General features: G+C 32.3%; 17 protein-coding genes. 8 read left to right on the plus strand and 9 right to left on the minus strand.

The window, feature by feature from the left end; translation table 11 throughout:
- Positions 1-692 precede the first annotated feature (692 nt).
- The 5 genes from PQO00_RS02215 to PQO00_RS02235 all read right to left on the minus strand — a co-directional run bounded on the left by PQO00_RS02215 (position 693) and on the right by PQO00_RS02235 (position 5,492).
- Entirely contained in the window at positions 693-1,346 is a 654-nt protein-coding gene (locus PQO00_RS02215; RefSeq protein WP_274183184.1) for a response regulator transcription factor, read from the minus strand.
- Positions 1,336-3,459: an ATP-binding protein gene (locus PQO00_RS02220; protein ID WP_274183185.1), complete on the minus strand. Its 2,124-nt coding sequence runs from the start codon at positions 3,457-3,459 to the stop codon at positions 1,336-1,338. Before PQO00_RS02220 ends, PQO00_RS02215 begins: the two co-directional genes overlap by 11 nt.
- Positions 3,460-3,607: 148 nt before the next feature.
- Positions 3,608-3,970, minus strand: a complete 363-nt coding sequence (locus PQO00_RS02225) for a LipL32 family surface lipoprotein (protein WP_274183186.1) — start codon at positions 3,968-3,970, stop codon at positions 3,608-3,610.
- A 145-nt stretch (positions 3,971-4,115) separates the two neighbouring features.
- Positions 4,116-4,535, minus strand: a complete 420-nt coding sequence (locus PQO00_RS02230; RefSeq protein WP_274183187.1) for a hypothetical protein — start codon at positions 4,533-4,535, stop codon at positions 4,116-4,118.
- A 348-nt stretch (positions 4,536-4,883) separates the two neighbouring features.
- Positions 4,884-5,492 carry a superoxide dismutase gene (locus tag PQO00_RS02235; RefSeq protein ID WP_274183188.1) on the minus strand — a complete coding sequence of 203 codons (609 nt, stop codon included), beginning with the start codon at positions 5,490-5,492 and terminating at the stop codon, positions 4,884-4,886.
- Positions 5,493-5,618: 126 nt separating this feature from the next.
- Between PQO00_RS02235 and PQO00_RS02240 the strand changes: the two genes are divergently transcribed.
- The 4 genes from PQO00_RS02240 to PQO00_RS02255 all read left to right on the plus strand — a co-directional run bounded on the left by PQO00_RS02240 (position 5,619) and on the right by PQO00_RS02255 (position 14,540).
- On the plus strand, positions 5,619-8,750 hold the full coding sequence (locus PQO00_RS02240; protein ID WP_274183189.1) for an exodeoxyribonuclease V subunit beta: 3,132 nt from the start codon (positions 5,619-5,621) through the stop codon (positions 8,748-8,750).
- Positions 8,751-9,185: 435 nt separating this feature from the next.
- The gene (locus PQO00_RS02245; RefSeq protein ID WP_274183190.1) at positions 9,186-10,562 is read left to right on the plus strand and encodes an OmpA family protein; all 1,377 of its coding nucleotides are present in this window, start codon (positions 9,186-9,188) and stop codon (positions 10,560-10,562) included.
- A 128-nt stretch (positions 10,563-10,690) separates the two neighbouring features.
- Entirely contained in the window at positions 10,691-13,456 is a 2,766-nt protein-coding gene (locus PQO00_RS02250) for a PD-(D/E)XK nuclease family protein (RefSeq protein WP_274183191.1), read from the plus strand.
- Between the two features lie 232 nt (positions 13,457-13,688).
- Positions 13,689-14,540, plus strand: a complete 852-nt coding sequence (locus tag PQO00_RS02255; RefSeq protein WP_274183192.1) for a S9 family peptidase — start codon at positions 13,689-13,691, stop codon at positions 14,538-14,540.
- A gap of 401 nt (positions 14,541-14,941) precedes the next feature.
- On the opposite strand, the gene PQO00_RS02260 is transcribed toward PQO00_RS02255, so the two are convergent.
- From PQO00_RS02260 to PQO00_RS02275, 4 genes are all read right to left on the minus strand, one after another.
- On the minus strand, positions 14,942-15,397 hold the full coding sequence (locus PQO00_RS02260) for a hypothetical protein (protein WP_274183193.1): 456 nt from the start codon (positions 15,395-15,397) through the stop codon (positions 14,942-14,944).
- A 153-nt stretch (positions 15,398-15,550) separates the two neighbouring features.
- A complete protein-coding gene (locus PQO00_RS02265) occupies positions 15,551-16,135 on the minus strand; it encodes a porin family protein (protein WP_274183194.1) in 585 nt (194 codons plus the stop codon).
- A 31-nt stretch (positions 16,136-16,166) separates the two neighbouring features.
- Complete coding sequence (locus tag PQO00_RS02270) at positions 16,167-16,955, minus strand: membrane metalloprotease (RefSeq protein WP_274183195.1); 789 nt, start codon at positions 16,953-16,955, stop codon at positions 16,167-16,169.
- Between the two features lie 234 nt (positions 16,956-17,189).
- Positions 17,190-18,242 (minus strand): hypothetical protein, encoded by a 1,053-nt coding sequence (locus PQO00_RS02275; RefSeq protein WP_274183196.1) that lies wholly within the window; start codon positions 18,240-18,242, stop codon positions 17,190-17,192.
- A gap of 535 nt (positions 18,243-18,777) precedes the next feature.
- Here PQO00_RS02275 and PQO00_RS02280 point away from each other — a divergent pair.
- The 4 genes from PQO00_RS02280 (at position 18,778) to PQO00_RS02295 (ending at position 23,659) form a co-directional block, all read left to right on the plus strand.
- Positions 18,778-19,299 carry an RNA polymerase sigma factor gene (locus tag PQO00_RS02280; RefSeq protein WP_274183197.1) on the plus strand — a complete coding sequence of 174 codons (522 nt, stop codon included), beginning with the start codon at positions 18,778-18,780 and terminating at the stop codon, positions 19,297-19,299.
- A gap of 157 nt (positions 19,300-19,456) precedes the next feature.
- Positions 19,457-20,371, plus strand: coding sequence for a FecR family protein (locus PQO00_RS02285; protein ID WP_274183198.1), 915 nt, complete (start codon positions 19,457-19,459; stop codon positions 20,369-20,371).
- On the plus strand, positions 20,358-22,904 hold the full coding sequence (locus PQO00_RS02290; protein WP_274183199.1) for a TonB-dependent siderophore receptor: 2,547 nt from the start codon (positions 20,358-20,360) through the stop codon (positions 22,902-22,904). Before PQO00_RS02285 ends, PQO00_RS02290 begins: the two co-directional genes overlap by 14 nt.
- Positions 22,905-23,101: 197 nt before the next feature.
- Positions 23,102-23,659 (plus strand): transposase, encoded by a 558-nt coding sequence (locus PQO00_RS02295; protein WP_274183200.1) that lies wholly within the window; start codon positions 23,102-23,104, stop codon positions 23,657-23,659.
- Positions 23,660-24,271: the final 612 nt, after the last annotated feature.

The raw sequence follows: 24,271 nt of genomic DNA on the forward strand, positions 1-24,271 counted from the left end.
ATAAATGATATAAGGATTCTATTCTATAATATGACTCCTCTTTTATGCCATTTTTTTATGAAATAATCGTTGAGTTGCACAATTAATATAAAGTTCTTTTGCATTTGTTTTTTTTCAAGAAGTAAAAATGGTTCAGTGTACAATACCTAATAAGGTTTATGTGATTCCCCAAACCATAACTTTAAGTTTTTAAAAGATTAATATTTGGTTTAACGACTCTATTAAAGGCTTAAACCGCTTCAATTTCATGGGACAAAGATGCATCATCATAAACATTAAAGAAACATCTTTTCCAGTGAAAAAAACACCCTGTAAACAGGGTGCTGTAAAACCAAAAAAAAGTGTATTGATTTTAGAGGTCGGTAGTTAATAGCCTCATTTAAATTCAATTTTCTGATTATTAACAATGTCTCCTCGAGCACAGTCGTGAGGTTTTCAAAAGGTCTTGGCTCCATGTTATTAGGTTAAGAAAATTTATTCTATTTCGCCATGTTGAGTACTTCGACTACCCTGAGCATAAAGTAAGGTCGAAACGCAATTTAAAACGAGGATTTAAATGTTATCGACCCATCTAAGGATAATTTTTTTTAGGATAACTAATTGGTTTTTAATCTTAAAAATCATTTTATTTTATATTTAAATTTAAGTACGATAGAAATGAATTATTAGGTTTATTTTATTCGTTAATTGGTTTAAGAATCCATTAAATCCAAATACTTCATTTTTATAGCATATTTAGTTAATCCTGCTAAGTTCCTTACTCCTAATTTTGCAATTAAATTTTTACGATAACTCTCAATGGTATGCTTACTTAAAAATAATCTATCTGCAATTTCCAGGGTAGTAAACTCTTTTGCTATTAGTGTAATCACATCAATTTCACGCTGTGTTAATTTGATGTTTTCTTTTTTCTTTTTAGAGAATTTATTTTCCATATAGATCTCTGTTATTTCTCGTGAAAAATATTTATCTCCTTTTATAATAGTTTCTATTGCTTTGAGTAATTCTTCTTTTTCAGCATTTTTAGGCACATAACCATCCACGTCACTTTCAATAAGTGTATCAATCATATCGGGATTAGTATGCATACTTACAGCAAGGATTTTTAGATTACTATCTTTTTTTTTCAAAATTTTGGTCAATGCAATCCCATCCATTTCTGGCATGGTAATATCTGTAATAACTAGATCTATCTGTTGGTCACTATTAATATCTATATACTTAGCAACCTGAGCGCCATTTTTTGCAGTTAACAAAATATGGTATGCCCCTTCTGAATTAAAAATACATAGCAGGCCATCTAAAAACATTTTATGGTCATCTGCAATAATTAAATTATATTTCATTGGTCATGGATATCAAATTGGAAATTTCGATACTTATTATAGTACCTATTTTAGGGTTGGAGTCAATATTTAAAACTCCTGATATTTTTTTTAATCGACTTTTCATATTTTTAAAACCAATGCCATTGGTTTGTTTTTTAACATTGAACCCAATGCCGTTATCTTCAAAAATAATCCCCAGTACATTGTCTATTAAATTAATTTGAATATCAATGCTACTTGCATGAGCATGTTTAATGGTATTGGTTATTAATTCTTGAATAATTTTAAAGATTTCAGCTTGTAAATTCTCGTCCAGAAGATCAATTTCTTCTACTGGATATACATTTATATTTGAAGAAATGGAACTTTTTTTTAAAATATTATTAAGATATTCCCTAAGAACATTACAAAAATTATTTTCACTAAATTTTTTAGAAATTAAATTATGTGACAAATCCCGAACTTGCCTACAAGTATTATCTATTTGAAAATTAATTGAAGCTAAATCATTATGGTCAGAATTATTTAATTGTAACTTAATCCCGGCTAAATTACCACCTATACTATCGTGTAGTTCTTGAGCAATACGTTTCCGTTCATTATTTTGACCTTTTATTGAAGCTTTTACTAATTTTAATTCTTGATCTTTTAAAATAGATGCTATTTTTTGCTCGTTAACTTCTTGTTGCTTTTTATTTAATTCGCTCTGTGCTTTTAACTTTAAATAGTATGTATACAGTAAACCTATGATTGGTATTAAAAAGATAAGAAAAGAATATAGAATTATATTTTTAATCCCTTTTTGCCTGTTTGTTTCAGCTTGTTGAATTAAAAATTGAGCGGCCTTTATTTCTTGATTTTTTCTAAGTAATCTGTTTTCATTAGCTGTTTTTTCTGTAGCATTTTGAATAGATAATAATTCATTTTCATTAGATTTTTTTTCTATTTCCCTTAGTAATTCCAAGTTTTGAAAGGCTTCCTTTTGATTGGCTAATTCTAAATTACGATTGACTTTTTCTACTTGTAGAATACTAATTTCTTTTTCTTTTTGAAGTGTTTGATACTTAACTTCTAGCTCATTGATCTCTTTGTTTCTTTGAAGTTGACCAATAGAATCCTTGATAGCGAAATATTTCCAGGAGAAATAGTATGCTTTTTTATAATCAGACTTATGCCTTGCTATTTTTTTTAGGTTTTCATAAATAATTAACTGTTGATCTAGATATCCTAAATCAATAGCATTCACTAAAGCCAAAGAGTAAATCAGTTCTGCATTGTCAAAATTTTCTTCATTGATAAAAATACTGCCTATATTCATTTCAGCATTTAATTTTTCTTTATAAAATTTATGCTTGGTGGCTATTTTTATAACACTGTCATAAAGCACTAGTGCTTCCTCGGTTTTATTCAGAGTTTGGGCATTAGATGCCAAATTCAATAAAATGGTCGTTATTGCAGAAGTGAACTGATGTTCTTTGGCTAGTTTAAGTCCCTTTTTTAAAAATAGATCGGACGTTTCGAAATCTTTTTTATCTGCATAAATCTGACCAATATTTATATAACTCCCCATGGTTATTTCAAGGTGCTCGCCATACGTTAAACACGCTTTGAAAAGACGTAAAGCTTGGTCTAAATCTCCAATTGCTAAATAATTAACCGCAAGCCCATGCAAGTGTATAAAGTAATCTTCCTCCTCATTATATTTTTTAGCTAAAATAATCCCTTTTTGATGCCACTTTTTACTTTCTTCAACCAAACCTTTGGTATTGTAATTAATGGCTAATAAATTATAAGCTGCCATTTTTCTTCTACAGATTAATGAATCGTTCCCTACGGTATTCAATGTCATAAATGCTTTGACATAAAAATTGGAAGAATCACTTAGCCGCCTATTTTTAAAATAATGCGCTAGCAATAAATGGGCATTGATTTTAGCGAAATGTGTGCGTGCTTTTTTTCGTAGTTGATGACCAATAACATACGCTTTTTCGTCTCCCCGGTTTAAAATATCAAAAGCATCAAGCACTTGTTCTTTTTCTTTAGCAGCGAAATCTCTTTTGGAAGAAAAATTCGAATCATTAACCTGAGCGCTTATTACAGGTGGTAGCAGCAATAAGATTTGTAGACACAAAAGTCTTAAAGGTTTTAACATAAATGCGTATAGGTATTTTTAGGGCAACTTTTACAATGTAAAATATTGTAAAAAGCTAATTTAATATAAAACTAAAAACTCATCCTTAAAAAGAATGAGTTTTTTGAATTAGTTGAATATATCGAGTTTAATTATATATATTTTTAAGATCTTCAATGGTTTTTGCCATGACTACTCCAGGAAGTTTTATAGGTGCAGCAACTTGCGCTAAAAATATCCCTTTTACGTCACCTGTTTTATAAGTTGTAAATCCAATTCTATATAAGCCAGCAGTTAATGCTTTCGCAGGTGTACTAGCTACACTTTTATACTTCAATAACGAGTTATACTTTACACCTCTTGGCTGCTTGGGCATCTCACTACTATCATCATTGTGTACTAATACAGCCCTGTTAGCATTTTTTACAGCATCTTTTCTAATTTTAAAAAATATCCGAACGCTCCGTAATATAAGTATTGAAATACGCTTCTGAACTTGCATGATTTTCATAAGCCTTTGCCTTTATAGCGTTTTTAATTTTTGAGCAAGTCCACTTAAGATACTACCAACAACCCATAAGGCCATAGCAATTACATTTTTGTTTTCTTTTGTAGGTTTTTGCTACTTGTTTTGATTAATGTTTAATTATAAAAAATCAAATAAACATGAAAGAAGCTACAATCATCCAAGCTCCGACAATTAATCCTAGAACCCCCAATTTTCCTTGTTTTGGAGCTAGTTTTTCCCTCATTCTATTTGCTTTTTCTTTTGCCGCTTCGTTTTTGGACAAAATAAATTTATTGATTAAGCCAAAGCCTAACATAAATCCTAAAACAGCTTCAATTATATTTCCTGCCAATAATGTGATCCACCATATTGGGAATGTGGTAAGCCAACCAATATTTAAAACAGCAGAAATAATTCCCCAAACACCCCAGCAAAAAAAGACAAAACCAATCCATCCTTGATAAGGTTCTATTTTTTCTAAAAGTTCTTTTGCGTTTGGTTTTTTTGAAAGAAGTAAAGATGGTACTGCAACAATACTTAATAAGATTAAGGTGATACCCCAAGTCATAATTTTAAAGGTTTAAAGGTTAATATTCGATTTAGTTTTTTTTAATATCTTGAGGCAAAGATGCGGTAACGTAAACATTAACCAAACATCTTTTTCAGTGAAAAAAATACCCTGTAAGCAGGGGGTACGAAAAACAAAAAAAAGTATATTAATCTTTATACCAAATATATTTTAAAATGTGACACAGAAAACGACATGCTTTTGTGTTTATCCTGTTATGAATTATTCATATAGCTATATACAGCTCATTAAAGCCCTCTTTTGGGAATAATCCCAAATAAACATAAAAAAACACCTAGCAAATATCTGCTAAGTGTCTTTTTATTAGTCTGTTTTTAAGGCTAAATTCTATTTTGCTTCAGCATAACGCCTTTCAACTTCATTCCAGTTAATAACATTAAAAAAGGCATTAATATAATCTGGGCGTCTGTTTTGATAATTTAAATAATAAGCATGCTCCCAAACATCAATACCTAAAATTGGTGTACCTCCGCAACCAACTCCCGGCATTAATGGATTGTCTTGATTTGGCGTAGAACAAACCTCTACTTTACCGCCTTTGTGTACACATAACCAAGCCCAGCCAGATCCAAATCGTGTGGCTGCGGCTTTGGCAAAAGCATCTTTAAATGCATCAACAGAACCATATGCAGCTTCGATAGCATCTTTTAATGCTCCAGATAAGTATCCTTTTCCTTCGGGATTCATTACTTCCCAAAATAATGAGTGGTTGTAAAAACCACCCCCGTTATTTCTCACTGCACCATTATTCATATCTAAATCCTCAAGTATATCTTCGATAGACTTTCCTTCTAGATCTGTTCCTTCAATGGCGTTATTTAAATTGTTTGTATATCCTTGATGGTGTTTAGAATGGTGTATCTCCATAGTACGAGCATCAATATGAGGTTCTAATGCATCATACGCATATCCTAATTTCGGTAATTCGAAAGCCATAATTTTTTGTTTTAAAATATTAGTGTTTAATTTCATTCAAATTTACATATAATACACGTCAATTAAAAATAATAAATGGTTATGAAACCATTGATAGTTTTTATCTTGTATCCAAAATTATAATTTATGAGCCAAAACCATTCTTTTACTATCTACAATGCTTCTGCCGGAAGTGGAAAAACGTTTACACTCGTAAAGGAATATTTAAAAATTTTGTTTCAATCTAACAATTCAGAGCATTTTAAACGGATTTTGGCGATTACGTTTACAAACAAGGCCGTTGCCGAAATGAAAGATCGGATTATCGAAACCCTCAAGCAATTTTCTAGCAAGACCATATTGGACAAACCTAATAATATGTTTAAGGCCATTAGTGAAGAATTGCAAATGGACGCATCTAAGCTCCATAATAAATCAGAAAAACTATTAAACACCATTATACATAACTATGCAGCGTTTGATATTTCGACTATTGATGGCTTTACGCATAAACTCATTAGGACCTTTGCCTACGATTTAAGACTCCCTTTAAATTTTGAAGTAGAACTAGATCAAGAAGCTTTATTAAATGAGGCCGTTAATAGTTTGATTGAAAAAGCGGGAACCAATGATGCACTTACCAAGGTCCTTATTGATTTTGCCATTGAAAAAGCCGATGATGACAAAAGTTGGGATGTCTCTTTTGATTTTAATAACATAGCGCGGCTCTTGGTTAATGAAAATGACATCCCTTTTCTTGAAACATTGAAAGATAAAACCTTAGATGATTTTAAAATACTTAAAACACAATTAAAAAAGAACCTCATAGCCTTAGAGAATAATATCATTCAAAAAGCGCAAAACGTATTAACTTTAATTGAAACCGCTGGTCTGGAGTTTAATGATTTTTCCGGAAGCTATTTACCTAAGCACTTTAAAAATTTGGCCGATAAAAAGTTTGATCTAAATTTTGAAGCCAAATGGCAAGAAGATCTCGAAACTAAAACATTATACCCCAAACGTGCCACTGAAGATGTAGCTTCTGCAATAGAACAAATTCAACCGCAAATAGCGACCAATTTCCACGAAACCAAACACCTGGTTTTCCATCTTAAATTTTTAAAAGCTTTTTATAAAAATATAACGCCACTATCTGTTTTAAATGCTATTCATAATGAATTAAAAACACTTAAAGAAGAGCAAAATAAAATGCTTATTTCAGAGTTCAATACCATTATTAGCAAAGAAATAAGAAATCAGCCCACCCCTTTTATTTACGAGCGTATTGGCGAAAAGTTCAACCATTATTTTATTGATGAATTTCAGGATACTTCGGTCATGCAATGGAAAAATTTAATTCCCCTTTTAGAAAACGCGTTATCTACCCATACTGGGAATGTCATGTTGGTTGGTGATGCCAAACAGGCTATTTATCGTTGGCGAGGTGGAAAAGCAGAGCAATTTATTGGATTGTTTAATGATGACAACCCTTTTCATATTAAAAAACAGGTTGAAAACCTTCCAACAAATTACAGAAGCTTTAAAGACATTGTAAGCTTTAACAATGGTTTTTTTAATTATCTATCAAACCTGGTTTTTAGTAAAAAAGATTATAAATACCTTTATGAAAACGCACATCAAAATACTTTTTTAGAAGATGCAGGCTATGTTGAGCTATCTTTTGTGGATATTGATAAAGAAGACGATAGGGATACGCTTTTTTCTGAGCATGTTTTAAAAACCATTAATCGTTGTTTAAAAAATGGTTTTAGGTTAGAAGATATTTGCGTACTGGTACGTAAGAAAAAAGAAGGGGTCGCGATTGCAAATTATTTAGGGCAACAGAACATTCCTATAATTTCTTCTGAAACATTATTAATTAACAAGGCCACTCAAGTAGGTTTTGTAAACAACATGTTAACGCTCTTAATTCAGCCAAAAAATAATGAAATAAAGATTGAGGTTCTCAATTATCTAACGGTTCTTTTTAAGATTGAAGATAAACACGATTTCTTTTCAAAACACCTAAATTTATCGGTATCCGATCTATTTAAAAGTTTTGAAGCATTCAATATATTCATAAATAGTGATTTCTTATTACAGCTTCCTCTTTATGATTTGGCAGAAACCATTGTAAGAGCTTTTAATCTAGTTGAATCTTCTAATGCCTACATACAATTTTACTTAGATATTGTTTTAGATTTTTCACAAAAAAAAGGATCGAACGTTTCTGGATTTTTGGAATATTTTGATAAGAAAAAAGAAAGCTTAAGCATTGTATCTCCTAAAGGGCAAAATGCTGTTCAAATAATGACCATTCATAAATCTAAGGGTCTAGAATTTCCTGTGGTTATTTTTCCTTATGCCGATTTAGATATTTATAGAGAATTGGACCCAAAAGAATGGTTTAAAATAGACAAAGAAAAGTACGCTGGTTTTACGCACACTTTATTAAACTATAGTAAGGATTTTGAAAATTACGGGGAAGAAGGGCGGCGCATCTATAATAACCATCAATCTGAGCAAGAACTAGATAATATTAATTTATTGTATGTCACCTTAACCAGAGCTGTTGAGCAGCTGTATATAATTTCAACAAAAGATATCTCTTCAAAAGGCGTCCCAAATAATAAAAAATATTCAGGTTTATTCATAAACTATCTGCAATACTTAAATCTCTGGAACGATTCCCAGTCGATATATTATTTTGGAGATCCTAAAAGAACTACCGAAAGTTCAACTATTATAAAAGAAGCTCATATTCAACAAGCATTCATTTCAACAGCAAAGGAAACTCATAATATAAAGGTTATAACCAAATCCGGGCTTCTTTGGGACACAAACCAACAAGAGGCTATTGAGAAAGGAAACCTTATTCACAACATGATGTCCCAAATTAAAACTAAAGATGATATAAATACTGTTATAAACGATTTTACAAATGCTTCTTTAATTACAAAAGAACAAAACATAGAGTTGAAACAACTAATAATTAAAATTGTCGAGCACCCAAAGCTCGAAAGTTATTATTCCCCAGGCTCTATTATATATAACGAAAGAGACATCATTACTAAAGAAGGCATCATTTTAAGACCAGATAGATTGGTTATAAACCCTAAAAATGAAGCCGTTATTATTGATTATAAAACGGGTAGTGAAGATAAAAAACACTGGCAACAATTACAATCCTATCAAGATGTTTTAGAAGACATGGCCATACTTGTTAAAAAAAAGATACTTATCTATATAAATGATGAAATTATGGTAAAAGAAGTATAAGCTTCGAAAACATTTATATATAAAAACGGCAGAAACACTTACCATTTTATGCCATTTCAAATATAAAATGGTATGATGCCATAAATAACATCCGTTCCAAGAGCAAAAGTTAATTTAAACACAAAAATGAAGGTTTTTTCCTATAATTTATTAAGTCAAAAAAAATATTTCTGATATAGGATTTTACTTTCACGCAATTTCAAAATAAAAGCAAGAAAAAGTACCCGTTTTTTAATAGCGCATACATAAGACGCTTTATACAAGGTTATTATTGCGCTTACAAAAGCTAGGAAAGCTTTAAATATTGTCTAAAATCGTTTAGAACTGCGGATGAACAAAAGAAATGTTCTATTTTTTTATATATTTGTCTTTGTTAATAAATTTTAACAACTTACTTTTGTTTACATTTAACACTTAAAAATTAAACTTTTGAATATGAAAAATCTTAGCAGATTATTGTTCGCTATGTTGTTTGTACTTGTTTATAGCAATGCTAATGCGCAAGACAAAAACAACCCATGGCAAATTACCATTGCGACTAACGCAGTTGATGCTTACCCTTCTGGGGACGGTGCTCCTTTTAGTGAGACTATCTTTAGCAAATATTTTGATGTAGACAACTACAACATCTTGCCTTCATTATCTTCAATTTCCGTATCTAAATATGTTGGGGACGGATTTTCTTTTGGGATAGCTGGTTCTCTTAATAAAATAGAAAACTGGGGAGAAGATGCAAATGGAGATGCTATTAATGTAGATGATTTATCTTACTATGCCGCAGATGGTACTATTAAATATAGCATTGGTGAGGCATTAGACTGGAACACTTTCGATCCTTATGTAGGTGTTGGTGGTGGTTACACTTGGGTTGACGAAGTTGGAGCTGGAACTTTAAACGGAACTTTAGGTTTCAATCTTTGGTTTAGCGAAAATGTTGGTTTAACCGTACAATCAGCATACAAACATGCATTTGAAGATTATTTAAATACACATTTCCAACATACAGTTGGTATTTCTATCAGATTCGGTGGTGCTGACACAGATGGTGATGGTATTTATGACAAAGACGATGCTTGTCCAGATGTTCCTGGTCTAGAAGCTTTCAATGGTTGTCCTGATACGGATGGTGATGGCATCGAAGATAGTAAAGACTCTTGTCCTAACGAAGCTGGTTTAGCTGAATTTAATGGATGTCCTGATACAGATGGTGATGGTATCGCTGATAAAGATGATAGCTGTCCTACAGTGGCTGGTTTAAAAGCTTTATCTGGTTGTCCTGATGCTGACGGTGATGGCGTAAGAGATGGTGACGATAAATGTCCTAACACGCCAGGTGCTCCAGCTAATAATGGTTGTCCTTGGCCTGATACGGATGGTGATGGTGTTTTAGATAAAGATGATAAATGTCCAGATGTTGTAGGTACTGTTGCTAACAATGGTTGTCCTGAAGTAACTGAAGAAGTACAAAAAACTTTAAATGAGTATGCTAAAACCATCTTATTCGATACTGGTAAATCAAGTATCAAATCTCAATCTGAATCTGTATTAGGTGATATCATCAAAATACTTAATGAGTACCCAACTGCTAAATTTACAGTTGAAGGTCATACAGATAGTGTAGGTAGTGAAAAATTAAACCAAAGATTATCTGATTCTAGAGCTAACTCTGTGAAAGAATACTTAGTAAGTCATGGTATCGATGCATTTAGACTTTCTTCTCTTGGATACGGAGAATCTAAACCAATCGACACTAACAAAACTAAAAAAGGTAGAGCTAATAACAGACGTGTTGAAATTAACTTAGTTAAATAATAACACCATTCTGGTAAAAAACAAATAAGTTTTATAAAAACGCTTCGGATATCCCGAAGCGTTTTTTATTTTTATATAATGAACTTTTAAAAAAATTTAATGGGTTCAATACCACCAACTAAACTTCAATGACAACTTTTATTTTTGATGTTCTAAAAGATTTACAAAACAGCAACGAAAATTTTTCTGAAACAACTTTTATATTACCAAGTAAAAGAGCTGGATTGTTTTTAAAACATCAACTCGCTACAGTTACTAAGCAAACTATCTTTTCTCCCCATATAATAAGTATTGAAGAATTTGTTGAAGAATTATCTCAGCTAAAAAGTATTTCGAATACAGAGCTCCTTTTTGAGTTTTATAACGTTTATGTTAAATTAACCAATAGTAAAGAAACAGACGCTTTTGAATCGTTCTCAAAATGGGCCCAAATATTACTTCAAGACTTTAATGAAATAGATAGATACCTCATACCTCAAAAAAACATCTTCGATTATTTAAGTGCTATACAAGATTTAAATCACTGGTCCTTAGAAAATAACAAAACTGATTTTGTTAAAAATTATTTGTCCTTTTGGAACAAACTTTATAACTACTATACCCTATTTACCGAACAACTTATAAATAAAAAAATAGGCTATCAAGGCTTAATTTATAGAGAAGCTGCTAAAAACATAAAATCTTATATTCAAAATAACCCTGAAAAACTGCATGTTTTTTTGGGCTTTAATGCTTTAAATACTTCCGAAGAAACCATTATACAGGAATTGCTTCAAAATAACTTGGCAAAAACGTATTGGGATATAGACGCTGTTTTTATAAACAATCAAAAACATGATGCCGCTTTATTTACACGACAACATAAAACTAATTGGTCATTTTTTAAAAACAATCCGTTTAACTGGGTAACTACAAATTATTCAAAAGAAAAAAATATTTCGGCTTTTGGTATTCCAAAAAATATTGGGCAGGCAAAATACATTGGGACACTTTTAAATAGTTTACAAAAAGACAACCAACCATTACAAAATACAGCCGTTGTCTTAGGTGACGAAAATTTACTTATCCCGGTATTAAATTCGCTTCCCTCAACGATCGAAACGTTAAATATAACTATGGGGTTCCCTTTAAAATCTATCCCAATAGCCTCTCTTTTTGAATCCTTGTTTCGTTTACACAATACATCATCGAATGCATTTTACTATAAAGACATTATTAATATTATATCACATCAATTTATAAGGCCTCTATTTTATGTTAAAGAGGTTGATTTAGCAACAAAAATTATTGAGACTATTAATACTAATAATTTAGCTTACTTAACTGTCGAACGTATAAAAGGACTGGCAGATAGCTCTAACGATCTTATTGATCTGTTGTTCTCAAATTGGGACAAGTCTATTGATACGGCCTTAAATAACTGCTCTCAATTAATATTATATATCAAAAACTATTTAGACGATAAAAAAGCTTCCAATCTATTATCATTAGAGTACCTATTCCGTTTTAATGAGCTATTTAATGAGTTATCCCGGCTCAATACAGCATACCATCATATTAAGGATATTTCGACACTGTATAGCGTTTACAAAGAATTGTTAAGCTCTGAAACCTTGGATTTCCAAGGAGAACCTCTACAAGGGCTCCAAATTATGGGGATGTTGGAATCTCGTGTTTTAGACTTTGAAACCGTTATTATTTCATCGGTAAACGAAGGTATTCTTCCTTCTGGAAAAACCAATAATTCATTCATTCCGTTTGATGTTAAAATAGAAAACAATTTACCGACTTACAAAGAAAAGGATGCTGTTTATACCTATCATTTTTATAGGCTTTTACAACGGGCTAAAAATGTGTATCTCCTTTATAATACAGAAGCAGATATTTTAACGGGCGGTGAAAAAAGTAGGTTTATAACCCAATTGGAACTGGAGGGGATACATCATATAAACCATCAAATTATTGCACCTCAGGTTCCCATAATTAAAACACCATTAAATAGTATTGAAAAAACGAACCCTGTTTTAAATGAACTAAAAATCGTTGCTCAAAAAGGGTTTTCCCCATCATCGCTTACCAATTATATAAGAAACCCTATTGATTTTTATTATCAGAAAATATTAAAGATAAAAGAGCATGACAGTGTAGAGGAAACTGTAGCTGCCAATACTTTGGGAACCGTTGTACATAATACTCTGGAAGACTTTTATAAACCGTTGGTCGGCACTTTTATATCTGTAGAGATTATTAAAAAACTAAAAGCCAATATTGTAAAAAGGGTTGGGTATCATTTTACGGATGTTTATAAGGAAGGCGATATTACTAAAGGTAAAAACTTAATAATCTTTGAAATTGCAAAAAGATATGTATCGAACTTTTTAGATTTAGAAATTGAAGATTTAAAAGCGGGCAATCAAATAAAGATCATAGCCATTGAAGCTAATAATAATGTGATCATTGACATTCCAGAACTGGGCTTCCCCGTTAGCATTACAGGGAAAGTAGATCGCGTTGATGAATACAATGGTGTTACCAGAATTATAGACTACAAAACAGGGAAAGTAGCGCAAAGCAGCATTGAGATTGTAGATTGGGAAACTATTACAATCGATTACTCTAAATACAGTAAAAGCTTTCAAGTGCTCACTTATGCCTATATGATGCATGTATCAAATCAAATTAAGCTTCCAGTTGAAGCTGGTATCATATCATTTAAAAACCTTAGTAAAGGCTTTTTAAAATTCTCCAAAAAAGATAAAGCAGGTGCCTATGCTAAAAAAGAGACTTTGATTACCCAAGAAATCCTTGATGATTTTAGTAAAGAATTAAAAAAACTCATCTTAGAGATCTGCAACATTAATATCCCATTCACTGAAAAAGAAGAGGGTATTTGAAGTTGAAATTGAAGTTGAAATCGAAGTTGAGCTTCAGTTTCAATTTTAACTTCGAATTCAAGTTCACAAAAAACCATAGTTTTTGTAGTTTTAACCTTTATAACGAAGTTCTAATACCTAATAGGTTTTAAAAAGTTGAAATTGAAGTTGAAATCGAATATGTGTGTGATAGAAATGAATTATTAGCGATATTTTAAAGTTTATTTGGTATAATGCATAATTCAGGATTTAAATGATCAATAAAAAAAGTATTGTCATTGACGGTAGACATAAAAGACCTATTTTAATAGATACAACTTATACCTCAAATGATATTAATAAACCTATTATTATATTTTGCCACGGCTACAAAGGTTTTAAAGATTGGGGTGCATGGCATTTAATGGCAAATGCCTTTGCTAAAGCGGGGTTTTACTTTATAAAGTTCAATTTTTCACACAATGGCGGAACGATTGAACAGCCTATAGACTTTCCCGATTTAGATGCTTTTGGCAATAATAATTATACAAAAGAATTAGATGACCTAGAATCCGTGATTGATTGGGCTGTTGAAAATGATGACATAAAATACAAAGGGGGTACCAATAATATTTGCTTAATTGGGCACAGTCGTGGTGGTGGTATTGTTTCGATAAAAGCGGAAGAGGACACGCGTATTAAAAGCGTGGTAAGCTTGGCTGGCGTTTGCGATTTTGGCAAAAAAACGGCATTATTGGGCAGCTTAGAATCCTGGAAAAAAGACGGTGTAAAGTATGTTCTTAATGGGAGAACAAAACAACAAATGCCTCATTATTATCAATTCTATGAGGATTTTATAAAAAATGAAGCACGTTTAACCATAAAAAGGGCCGTGTCAAATTTAAAAATCCCGCATCTAATTGTTCATGGTAATGCGGATACCAGCATTTTTATTGAAGAAGCCGAAAACCTCCATAAATGGCATCCCAATAGCCAACTGGAAATTATAGAAGGCGCCAATCATGTTTTTGGGGCTTCGCATCCTTGGGAAGGAGATCATTTACCCGTACATTTAGAGAAAGCTGTGCAGGTGATTCTATCCTTTTTAAAATCTTATACCAATTAACTTTGGACTTATAGCTAAATCAACATAAAATAACATTAATCTTTTATTTCTTCGTTAAAAATACTCGCTATAACATAGCTCAATGTCATTAAGTTAAGGCCGTAATGTCAGTCTGAGCGCAGTCGAAGACCTATTGGAGTTCTAGTTTTTATTAGCATTTCGACTGCGCTCAATGTGACAAATAAAGAACAAATTTCCTTAACTTAATGACATTGAACATAGCTATGGCTACATTTTTTGCCTAAAACTTTGACTTTTTTCTTTAAAAATATTTTATGCCATTTTATATCAATTTAGCTATACTATAATAAATCCTGCTGAAAAAAGCACATAAACCAACACGGGTTAAAATAAAAAAGCTTCCAAAAACAGGAAGCTTTTCTACCAAAACCATGGGTACTCTAAAATATGCCTAAGCGTACATTCGGCGTACCCACATTTACCCTCGTGCTTATGGTATTTCTTCTTGGATACCTTTCATAATAGTGCCCGTCGTATCTATAATAATAAAATGTAGCGTGGCGGTAATAATGATCACTGTGGTGGCAATGATGGTTACAATGTTCATAATGTTCTGCATACGCGTCTTTCTTGCCTCTCATATAAGCTTTATAAGCTTTCCTGTCTTTCTGTTTTAAATCTTTTTCATAGGCTTTTTGATCTTTCCAAAAAGCTGCTTCTTCAGCTTTGGTTTCTGCACTAAATTGTTGTTCATATTTAGCATCTTCGGCTGCTCTTTTTTGATAATATGTTTTTTTATCAATTTTTGTTTCATTTGATGTTTCAGGCTCTTGAGCCTGTACTGCCAATGAAAAACCTATGGCTATAATAAATATTATTGTTTTAAATAATTTCATAACTTTTAATTTTAAGATTACTAATACACTATACATGTGCTTTCAATATTAAGACACCCTAAAGTTTTTTTACCCTACGGGTTTTTAATAAAAAATAAAGAAGCCGCCTAAATGCATTCAGGCGGCTTTTTATGGATGTATAAACGATTTGTTTTAAAAATCAAAACCTAATGAGAATTGCCACACTCTATTTTTTGGGTTTCCTTCGTCATAAACACCGCCCATGCCCAAATGATATCTCACACCAAGACTTACTCCCGAATCGGTTTTAAATCCACCACCCAAGTTAAGGCCCCAATCAAAATTTTGAGGACTGAACTCTTGAGACGTATCAAACAGGTTAAAGTTACTATCGAATGCTTCTTTATGATTTACCGCAATACCTACTTGGGGGCCCGCTTCAAAAAAGAAATTTCTATTGGGATAAATTTTTAATAATAATGGCAAGTTGATATAGTCTAATTTTTGGGTAAATGTGCCACTATTATCTTCAATTTCATAACCTTGTTGCGAATATAAGAGCTCTACTTGTAATGCAACAACCTCAGATAGAAATGATTCTCCATAAAATCCTGCGTGAAAGCCATGCCTTTGTCCTGTTTCTGTTTCTCCATCATAACTAACAGCCGCTAAATTATAGCCTAATTTAACACCTGCATTGGATGTATTTCCTTCTTGAGCTTTAGCACTAAAGGTCATACTTATAATTATTGTTATTATTAAAAATACCGTTTTCATTTTTCTTGCTTTTTAAGGTTAAAATACACTTCTATTTCCCGCCATTGGCCTGTAAATCGGCAATACACTGCGCATCTAATTGTGGCGCGGAGCTACTACCAATTAAATTTGAAAGACCATCCCCGGTTTCGGCAGACCAATACATTAAACAGTTTTCTACATTACAATGTTTAGGATGCTCTGTATCTTCATGGGTATTAACCATATCTGTACCCAGGTTTGTAAGCCCTAAAATATGCCCAAACTCATGGGTTATTACAGTGGTTTCTAAAACACTCCTATTGGGTTCAAAGGCACTGTTGCTTAAATCCTGGATGGTTTCTTCAAAAATCACAAAAGATGTATTTCTATATGCAGTACCCAAAACAACACCATTATTGGTGTTTTCATGAGACGCTCCATCTACAAAAAAGACCCAAACCGCTATTTGGTTATTGGTGTTGTATTTGGTTCTATTAGCTTCTTCAATAGCTATTATATCTTGAATGGTATATTTTGTTTTTCCAGAAGAAGTGATGGCTCTTTTTTCAATAGTAATGCCATTGGGTTTAAAAGTTCGAGCTTCTAAAAACGATTTAAAATTATTGATAGCATTTTGGCTAGGTTCGAAACCATCCACATAAACAACTTCAATAATCATGCTTTTAAATACATCATCGGATAAAAGATCATGAGATGAAGCCCCTGTTGCTTTTTGATTTAAGGTTATATCTATATTATCTGTATCATTGTTATTGGGGCCTGTATGATTTACATCTTCCTTAGAACACGAGTTTATAAACACTAAAAGCAAAAGCATTGTTAAAAATGAACGCCTCATTTGTTTGGAATTAAGCATATTTCTTGATTTTTTATTTTAAAAAAAGGGTGTCTAAAAAGCCTTTATTGTTTGATTTGTCAGGTTGAGCCTGTCGAAACCGATATTGATTATCGGTATGTTAAAAATATTTCGACAATGCCCGTGCTGAGTTTATCGAAGTACTCAATATGACATCGAACTTACTTTTTAGACAGCCTCTTTACCATAACATACGTAACAAATGCAAATCTAGTTTTAAACTTGGGTCAATACCAGGGTTATCGCTGCATTTGTTGTACTTTGTAGAGAGATGGAAGTTTCAGAATAACTTGTAACTTCCCATGTGTTATTTAATAACTCGAAAGTAGCGTTTCCTGAAAAAGTTAGATTTAACAATACTTCAAGTTCTGATGCTACAGTATAGGTGCCCTCTACATCTTCTATGGTTGCGTTCACTTTATGCTCTGCAGTACAGGTTAAATCGTTTGCAAAATCAATCGTGTAATCGGCATAATCATTTGCAGCATTAACACCTGCCGTAACAAATGATTCTACTTTAAACAGACCGTCAACTAAAATACCTTCCAGGGTTTTAGCATTATCTTCAGCCTCTTCTTTGGCATCATCGACATCTAAACAATCTGAAATTTGGCTCTTTAAATCCAGATCACTTGTTATTTCTATCACTGTCTCTCCATTTAATGTAGCAGTAATCGGGTAATTAACAGCAAATTTTTCATCCTCACCAAAGTTGCTCATGTAAGTGTACAATTGTTGTTCAGATTCTATAACAACACTTCCCGTTTGTTCTATGTTTAAGTTGTATGTTAAAATAGTGATAGGAAAATCTATCTCTAAACAATTAATGGCATCTTGTGCATTATTCTCGGCCTGTTCGCAAGCATTGATTAGTGCATCGTACTCTGTTTGATTAGCTACCTGAACTTCTGTGTAGTTACTTAATTTTACAGACAAAGGGAACTGAAATACAATTTCATCATCATCATTATTTAATTCTCCAAGAATATTTAAAACCAAATCATAATTAGCTTCGTTTATTAAAGTTATTTGAGTACCATTAATAGTAGCAGTAACCGGAAATAAAATCGATGAACAGGACATGCCGTCTAAAAAGTCATCAAAACTACCATCGTACATAGAGGAACGCTCTAAATTATTTGCCGTTTCAGAGTTTGCCGCGTTTGTATTTGGGTTTTCTCCATTCTCATTATCAATTTCATCTTGGCAAGATGTAAATGTTAAAATAGATAAAAGGAAAGTTGCAGTTAATAATTTTAAATTTTTCATAATACTCATTTTTTTTGGGTTTATTTTTTTCTTTTTCATAGCAAATTTTTTGCTTGTATAGGTAAGACACTTATGGTGAACTTTTCCCTATCATTCTTTAAATATTATCTCAACTATTAAATCTATAAAAGCAAAAACACACAGTACAAGTATGATATATAGTGATATTTGTATGGTTCTATAGATAATCTTTGATTTCATAATATTATATTTTATTTTCATACAACTTTAAGACTCTTACGATTAAATTTACCCTACGGTTTTTAAATATTTTTCTTTAATTGAAGTGGTTTAAACTTTTTATAATTGGCTGCAAAATGTCCTTTTATCCCCATATTTTATCTTTTTATTACTCCGTAGCGATGCTATGCAGTGCAAAAAAGCATTCATTTGGGAATAAAATCACTATTTTTCGCTTCAATCAAAAAACATGTGCTCAGCTTGACTGGGTAGTTTAAACCACTTCATTATTGATTTTTAATTATAAAAATTTTATTTACTACTTTTGTTTTAATCTACATGTCATAACGTATTTATGGGTACCCACAAGCATAAACTTTGCGAAGAATCATATTTTAACTCCTTTTATTTAGAACATATTCAAGCTGTAAATAGTTTTGCATTCTATAAGTGTGGCGATAAGGCGGCTTCGTTAGACTTTGTACAGGATGCTTTTGCCAAAATTTGGGAGAATTGCTCTAAAATTGATTTTGAAAAAGCCAAAACATATTTATTTACCACTGTAAATAATTTATTTTTAAATACGGTGCGCCATCAAAAAGTTGTTATGTCTTATGCAAAGGCATCTCCTTATATGGATAAAACAAATCAGAATCCAGAATATTTATTGGAAGAAGATGAGTTTAAGCAAAGATTATTATTGGCTATTTCAGATTTAAGCGAAGATCAGCGCGACGTTTTTTTATTAAACAGGATAGAGGACAAAAAGTACAGGGAAATAGCCGAATTATTAAATATATCGCAAAAAACGGTAGAAAAAAGGATGTCTGGGGCATTAAAAATATTACGCAAAAAAGTAGACAATTTAAAAATATAAACGAAAAAGAGTGCTTCGAAGTCCTGCCCTGGAGCTTCCTACGAAGTGTCTTTCTCGAAAAACAAGGAGTCTAAAATAAAGCGTTTTTTTAAATTCTTTATTTTTTTCGTAGGGTAAATATATATATAGGCGTCTTATTTACAGAAAGGGCTAAAAAATGAATAAAGAAACTGACATATTAAAATGGTTTGATGGCGAAATTTCTATAAAAGACATTAGAAAAAAATATCCAGAAGAAGACTTTTCGGTATTGGAAAAAGCAGGCTATTATTCAAAACAGATAGAGGCACCTATAATTGATGCCCAAAAGGCTTTGGAAGATTTTAAAACAAGAACGTTTAAAAAGGAAGCTCCTAAAGTAATTCCTTTAAATTTTAAATCGTTTTTAAAGATAGCTGCCATTTTAGTGGTTATGTTAACATCGGCTTATTTTGTTTTCTTTAACAACACCAAATCATATACAACCAAAATAGCCCAAACAGAAACATTTAGTCTACCGGACCATTCTGAAGTGATACTAAATGCGCAATCCAAATTATCCTTTAACAAAAAGCAATGGGAGGAAAACAGAAGCCTTGAATTAACTGGTGAAGCATTTTTTAAAGTTACTAAAGGCGAAAAATTTACAGTGCATACACCTGTTGGTAGTATTCAAGTATTGGGCACACAATTTAATGTAAAAGAACGTGCTAATTATTTTGAAGTACAATGTTATGAAGGTTCTGTAAGCGTAACACATCATAAAGAAAAACTGGTATTAACACCAGGAAAGTCATTTAGGGTTATTAATAACAAGGTCGTTTTGGCCAAAGATTTTAATGCTAAAGCGCCATCGTGGTTAGAAAAAGAATCTACTTTTGACGAGATACCTCTTTGGCAGGTTATTAATGAATTAGAAATTCAATATGATATCACTATTAATGCTTCAAAAATAGATGTTTCTAAAACTTTTTCGGGAAGTTTTACACACACCGATAAAAATATAGCGTTACAATCTGTAACCATTCCACTTAAATTGAGCTATAAAATAAGTGGTAATAACGTTGAGCTATACAACTATGAACAGAACTAAATATCTTGTTATTTTATTTTCTGTCTATTCCTTTTTTTCTTTTGGTTTTCAATCTCAAGAAAGCATCCCATTGTTAAATTTGATACAGAAATTAGAAGCACAATTTGATGTTAAATTTTCTTATTCGGTCGATGATGTTCATAGCATTTCAGTTAGCAAGCCAAATGAAACAGATACATTACATAGCATTATAGATGCTTTAAACGCAACCACACTTTTAAATTTTAAATTTCTTAACGAGCGTTATATTACAATTTCAACTATTAATAAAACCATATCTATTTGTGGTATTTTAGTTTCAGAAAAAAACAAGGAACCGTTACTTGGGGCTTCCGTTTTAATTAGTCATTCAACAAAAGGCGTTATTACCGATATTAGCGGCGCTTTTAATTTGGACGAAGTAGGCGCGAACAAAACCGTAACCATCTCTTTTTTGGGCTTTGAAACACAAGTTTTTAAAGCGTCGGATTTAAGGTTGTTACAAAACACTTGTAAAACAATAACTATGCAGGTGAAGAATGAGGAGCTCAACCAAGTTTTAATATCAAAATTCCTAACCACGGGTTTACAAAAACGTATTGATGGAAGCACTATTTTAAACACGGAAAAGTTTGGTGTTTTACCTGGACTTACAGAACCCGATATCATGCAATCCATCCAAGCCTTACCGGGTGTTGAAAGTGTTAATGAAAGTATTGCCAACATTAATGTTCGTGGGGGTACAAATGACCAAAACCTCATCCTTTGGGACCATATTAAAATGTACCATTCTGGACATTTTTTCGGACTCATTTCTGCTTATAATCCCTATTTGACCAATAAAGTTACAGTGACTAAAAATGGGACATCAAGCGAGTTTAGTGATGGTGTTTCCAGTACTATTAACATGTCGACGAAGGACAAAATTGGAAAGGTTTTTGCCGGTGGTGCTGGCATTAATTTAATACATGCAGATGCTTTTTTAGAAATGCCATTAAGTAAGAAATTGGCATTGCACGTGTCTGGAAGACGTTCGTTTACAGATGTTTTTAATTCCCCTACTTACGACACTTATTTTGAGCGTAGTTTTCAAGATAGCGAACTCACTACTAATAGTGATAATATAAGTGAAAGTAATAGGTCTTCGGAGTTTTTCTTTTACGATTATACGGCGAAATTACTTTTTGATCTTAATGAGAACCATCAATTTAGAGCCAATATTATAGGCATAAACAATCATTTGGATTATATCGAAAGTTATACAAATACGGATGGTGAAACGGAGTCTAAAACAAGTCGTTTAAAACAACAAAACCTGGGTGTTGGTACTCATTGGAATGCTGTTTGGAACCATAAATTCACAACAAATTTTAACGCTTTTTACTCAAAGTATCATGTTGATGCAGTCGATTACAGAATTGAAACAGATCAAAAATTAACTCAAGCTAATGAGGTTATTGAAACAGGCGTTAAGCTTAAAACAAAACTTAAAATCAACAAGCACTTACATCTTATTACTGGTTACCAATTTAGTGAGATAGGTATTTTGAACGAAACAACCGTTAGTGCTCCGGCATACGAAAGAACTAAAAAAGATGTCTTGCTAAATCATGCCCTTTTTAGTGAAATTGAATTGAGAAAGGATAAAACATATCTTAGATTGGGCGTTAGAGGAAATTATTTTCAAAAATTTAATAAGGTACTCGTTGAACCCAGATTAAATTTTAGGCAAAAATTTTCCGACCAATTGGCCATTAAGGTCCTGGGTGAATTTAAAAATCAATCCGCTAATCAAAAAATTGATTTTCAAGACGACTTTTTAGGCGTAGAAAATAGGCGATGGATTTTAGCCAACGACCAAGACATCCCCATTTCTGTTAGCAAGCAAGTTTCTGCAGGTTTTGAGTTTAACCAAAATAATTGGCTGTTGGATATTGAGGGGTTTTATAAACTTGTGGATGGCATTACGGTTTCAAACCAAGGGTTTTATAATAATTTTCAATATGTTAATGCCACTGGAAGTTATACCGTAAAAGGGGGTGAGTTTTTATTAAATAAAACATCTCATAAATATAGTACTTGGTTAAGTTATACTTACAGTATGAACGATTACGAATTTAAAAGCTTTACACCATCCTCTTTTCCTAATAATGTAGATATAAGACATTCTGTGTCCTTGGCTTTTAATTATGATGTTTTGAGTAATTTAAAAATATCGATAGGTGGTATTTGGAGATCTGGCCAACCTTACACTAAACCAGTTGAAGGCAATGAAACCGTTCAAAATGGCAATAATACCGAGGTGAATTACGATGTGCCCAATAATGAGAATTTAAGTGATTTTATGAGATTGGATACCTCTATTAAATATAATTTTAATATTTCCAATACTTTTACCGGGGCTTTAAGTGCTGGTGTTATTAATATTACCAATGTAAAAAATAGTATTAACAGGTATTATGAAGTGGATCCAGAAGATTCTAGCTCAGCCATTCAAATAGATAATAAGTCACTTGGTTTCACTCCAAATTTAAGTTTAAGAATGAATTTTTAAACCCTTTTATTAACTTAAAATAATCAGCTCATCGTTAAAAAAAATATCTCCTGTCAATGAAAACTCATTTCAAACTGCTTCTCCTGCTAGTCCTTGTATGCGCTAGCGCTCCGTCTTCGACGAGTGCCGTACCGAGTAATCAAAAATAAATTAAAAGCTACTTTAGAGATAGAGTAGCTTTTTTGTATTTTGGAGGCATGAGCAGGAAGTATAAATTCCATAACAAGTCAGGTCTGTATTTTGTAAGTTTTGCCACAGTATATTGGCTGGATGTTTTTACAAGGCAAGCTTATTTTAATGTGTTAGCAGAAAGTATAGACTATTGCAGAAAAGAAAAAGGCATGGAGCTATATTGCTATTGCGTTATGCCCAGCCATGTCCATTTTATATTCAGGTCAACAAACGAACAACCAATGGAATTGTTACAGGCATTTAAAAAGCATACATCCAAAAAAGTCATAGAAGCCATAGAAAACAACCCACAGGAAAGCAGAAAGGAATGGCTTTTATGGATGTTTGAAAAGGCCGGTAAAAAACAGGGCAATGTAAGCAGATATCAATTTTGGCAGCACCACAACAAACCCATAGAACTGTGGAGTGAAAAGGTTATCAAACAAAAGATAGACTATATCCATAACAATCCAGTAGAAAGCGGTTTTGTGACAAATGCCATAGACTGGAAATATTCGAGCGCAAGGAATTACCAAGAGGACTATACAGTTTTGGAAATAGATTCCGCTGGCTTTTTGGGATAGAATTAAAAAATAAAAGCCAAAAATGATGATGAAAATGCTGGTACGGCACTCGTTGAAGACGAGCGCTAGCAGGGGCGCAAATTCCTGCGTAGGCAGGAATCTTATGCAATTTACTTATAAGATTATGATTCTACGAAGTCGCTGATTTCGCAGAGGGGGGGGGGTTAGAAATAGGGTATCTTTAAAAGCTTGTAAAAATTAAGGTTAGGTATAAAAATTTAGTTATTTTAGGATGATACAACTGGTTCGGCACTCGTCGCAGACGAGCGCTAGCAGGGGCGCAAATTCCTGCGTAGGCAGGAATCTTATGCAATTTACTTATAAGATTATGATTCTACGAAGTCGCTGATTTCGCAGAGGGGGGGGGTGTTAGAAATAGGGTATCTTTAAAAGCTTGTAAAAATTAAGGTTAGGTATAAAAAGGCACATTCGCAAAACACGAAAGCCCTTGTGAAAACGAGGGTTTTGTTGTATATTGAGGTATAAATAAACCCCGAAAAAGGCCAAAAAGGCACAAAAACGGGGTTTTTATCTTCGATAATTATGAAAGTACAAAGAATTTCTGACTTACAGGGTCGTCTTTCTCTTTTTTCCCCTTCAGGAAGATTACGA

Origin of the sequence: Flavivirga sp. 57AJ16 (assembly GCF_028736925.1) — a bacterium.
Lineage (GTDB): Bacteria > Bacteroidota > Bacteroidia > Flavobacteriales > Flavobacteriaceae > Flavivirga.

Bases quoted from the DNA above. Each gene is read 5' to 3' on its own strand.
- PQO00_RS02215 (WP_274183184.1), bottom strand. From the start codon at position 1,346: ATGAAATATAATTTAATTATTGCAGATGACCATAAAATGTTTTTAGAT.
- PQO00_RS02225 (WP_274183186.1), bottom strand. From the start codon at position 3,970: ATGAAAATCATGCAAGTTCAGAAGCGTATTTCAATACTTATATTACGG.
- PQO00_RS02230 (WP_274183187.1), bottom strand. From the start codon at position 4,535: ATGACTTGGGGTATCACCTTAATCTTATTAAGTATTGTTGCAGTACCA.
- PQO00_RS02235 (WP_274183188.1), bottom strand. From the start codon at position 5,492: ATGGCTTTCGAATTACCGAAATTAGGATATGCGTATGATGCATTAGAA.
- PQO00_RS02240 (WP_274183189.1), top strand. From the start codon at position 5,619: ATGAGCCAAAACCATTCTTTTACTATCTACAATGCTTCTGCCGGAAGT.
- PQO00_RS02245 (WP_274183190.1), top strand. From the start codon at position 9,186: ATGAAAAATCTTAGCAGATTATTGTTCGCTATGTTGTTTGTACTTGTT.
- PQO00_RS02250 (WP_274183191.1), top strand. From the start codon at position 10,691: ATGACAACTTTTATTTTTGATGTTCTAAAAGATTTACAAAACAGCAAC.
- PQO00_RS02255 (WP_274183192.1), top strand. From the start codon at position 13,689: ATGATCAATAAAAAAAGTATTGTCATTGACGGTAGACATAAAAGACCT.
- PQO00_RS02260 (WP_274183193.1), bottom strand. From the start codon at position 15,397: ATGAAATTATTTAAAACAATAATATTTATTATAGCCATAGGTTTTTCA.
- PQO00_RS02265 (WP_274183194.1), bottom strand. From the start codon at position 16,135: ATGAAAACGGTATTTTTAATAATAACAATAATTATAAGTATGACCTTT.
- PQO00_RS02270 (WP_274183195.1), bottom strand. From the start codon at position 16,955: ATGAGGCGTTCATTTTTAACAATGCTTTTGCTTTTAGTGTTTATAAAC.
- PQO00_RS02275 (WP_274183196.1), bottom strand. From the start codon at position 18,242: ATGAAAAATTTAAAATTATTAACTGCAACTTTCCTTTTATCTATTTTA.
- PQO00_RS02280 (WP_274183197.1), top strand. From the start codon at position 18,778: ATGGGTACCCACAAGCATAAACTTTGCGAAGAATCATATTTTAACTCC.
- PQO00_RS02285 (WP_274183198.1), top strand. From the start codon at position 19,457: ATGAATAAAGAAACTGACATATTAAAATGGTTTGATGGCGAAATTTCT.
- PQO00_RS02290 (WP_274183199.1), top strand. From the start codon at position 20,358: ATGAACAGAACTAAATATCTTGTTATTTTATTTTCTGTCTATTCCTTT.
- PQO00_RS02295 (WP_274183200.1), top strand. From the start codon at position 23,102: ATGAGCAGGAAGTATAAATTCCATAACAAGTCAGGTCTGTATTTTGTA.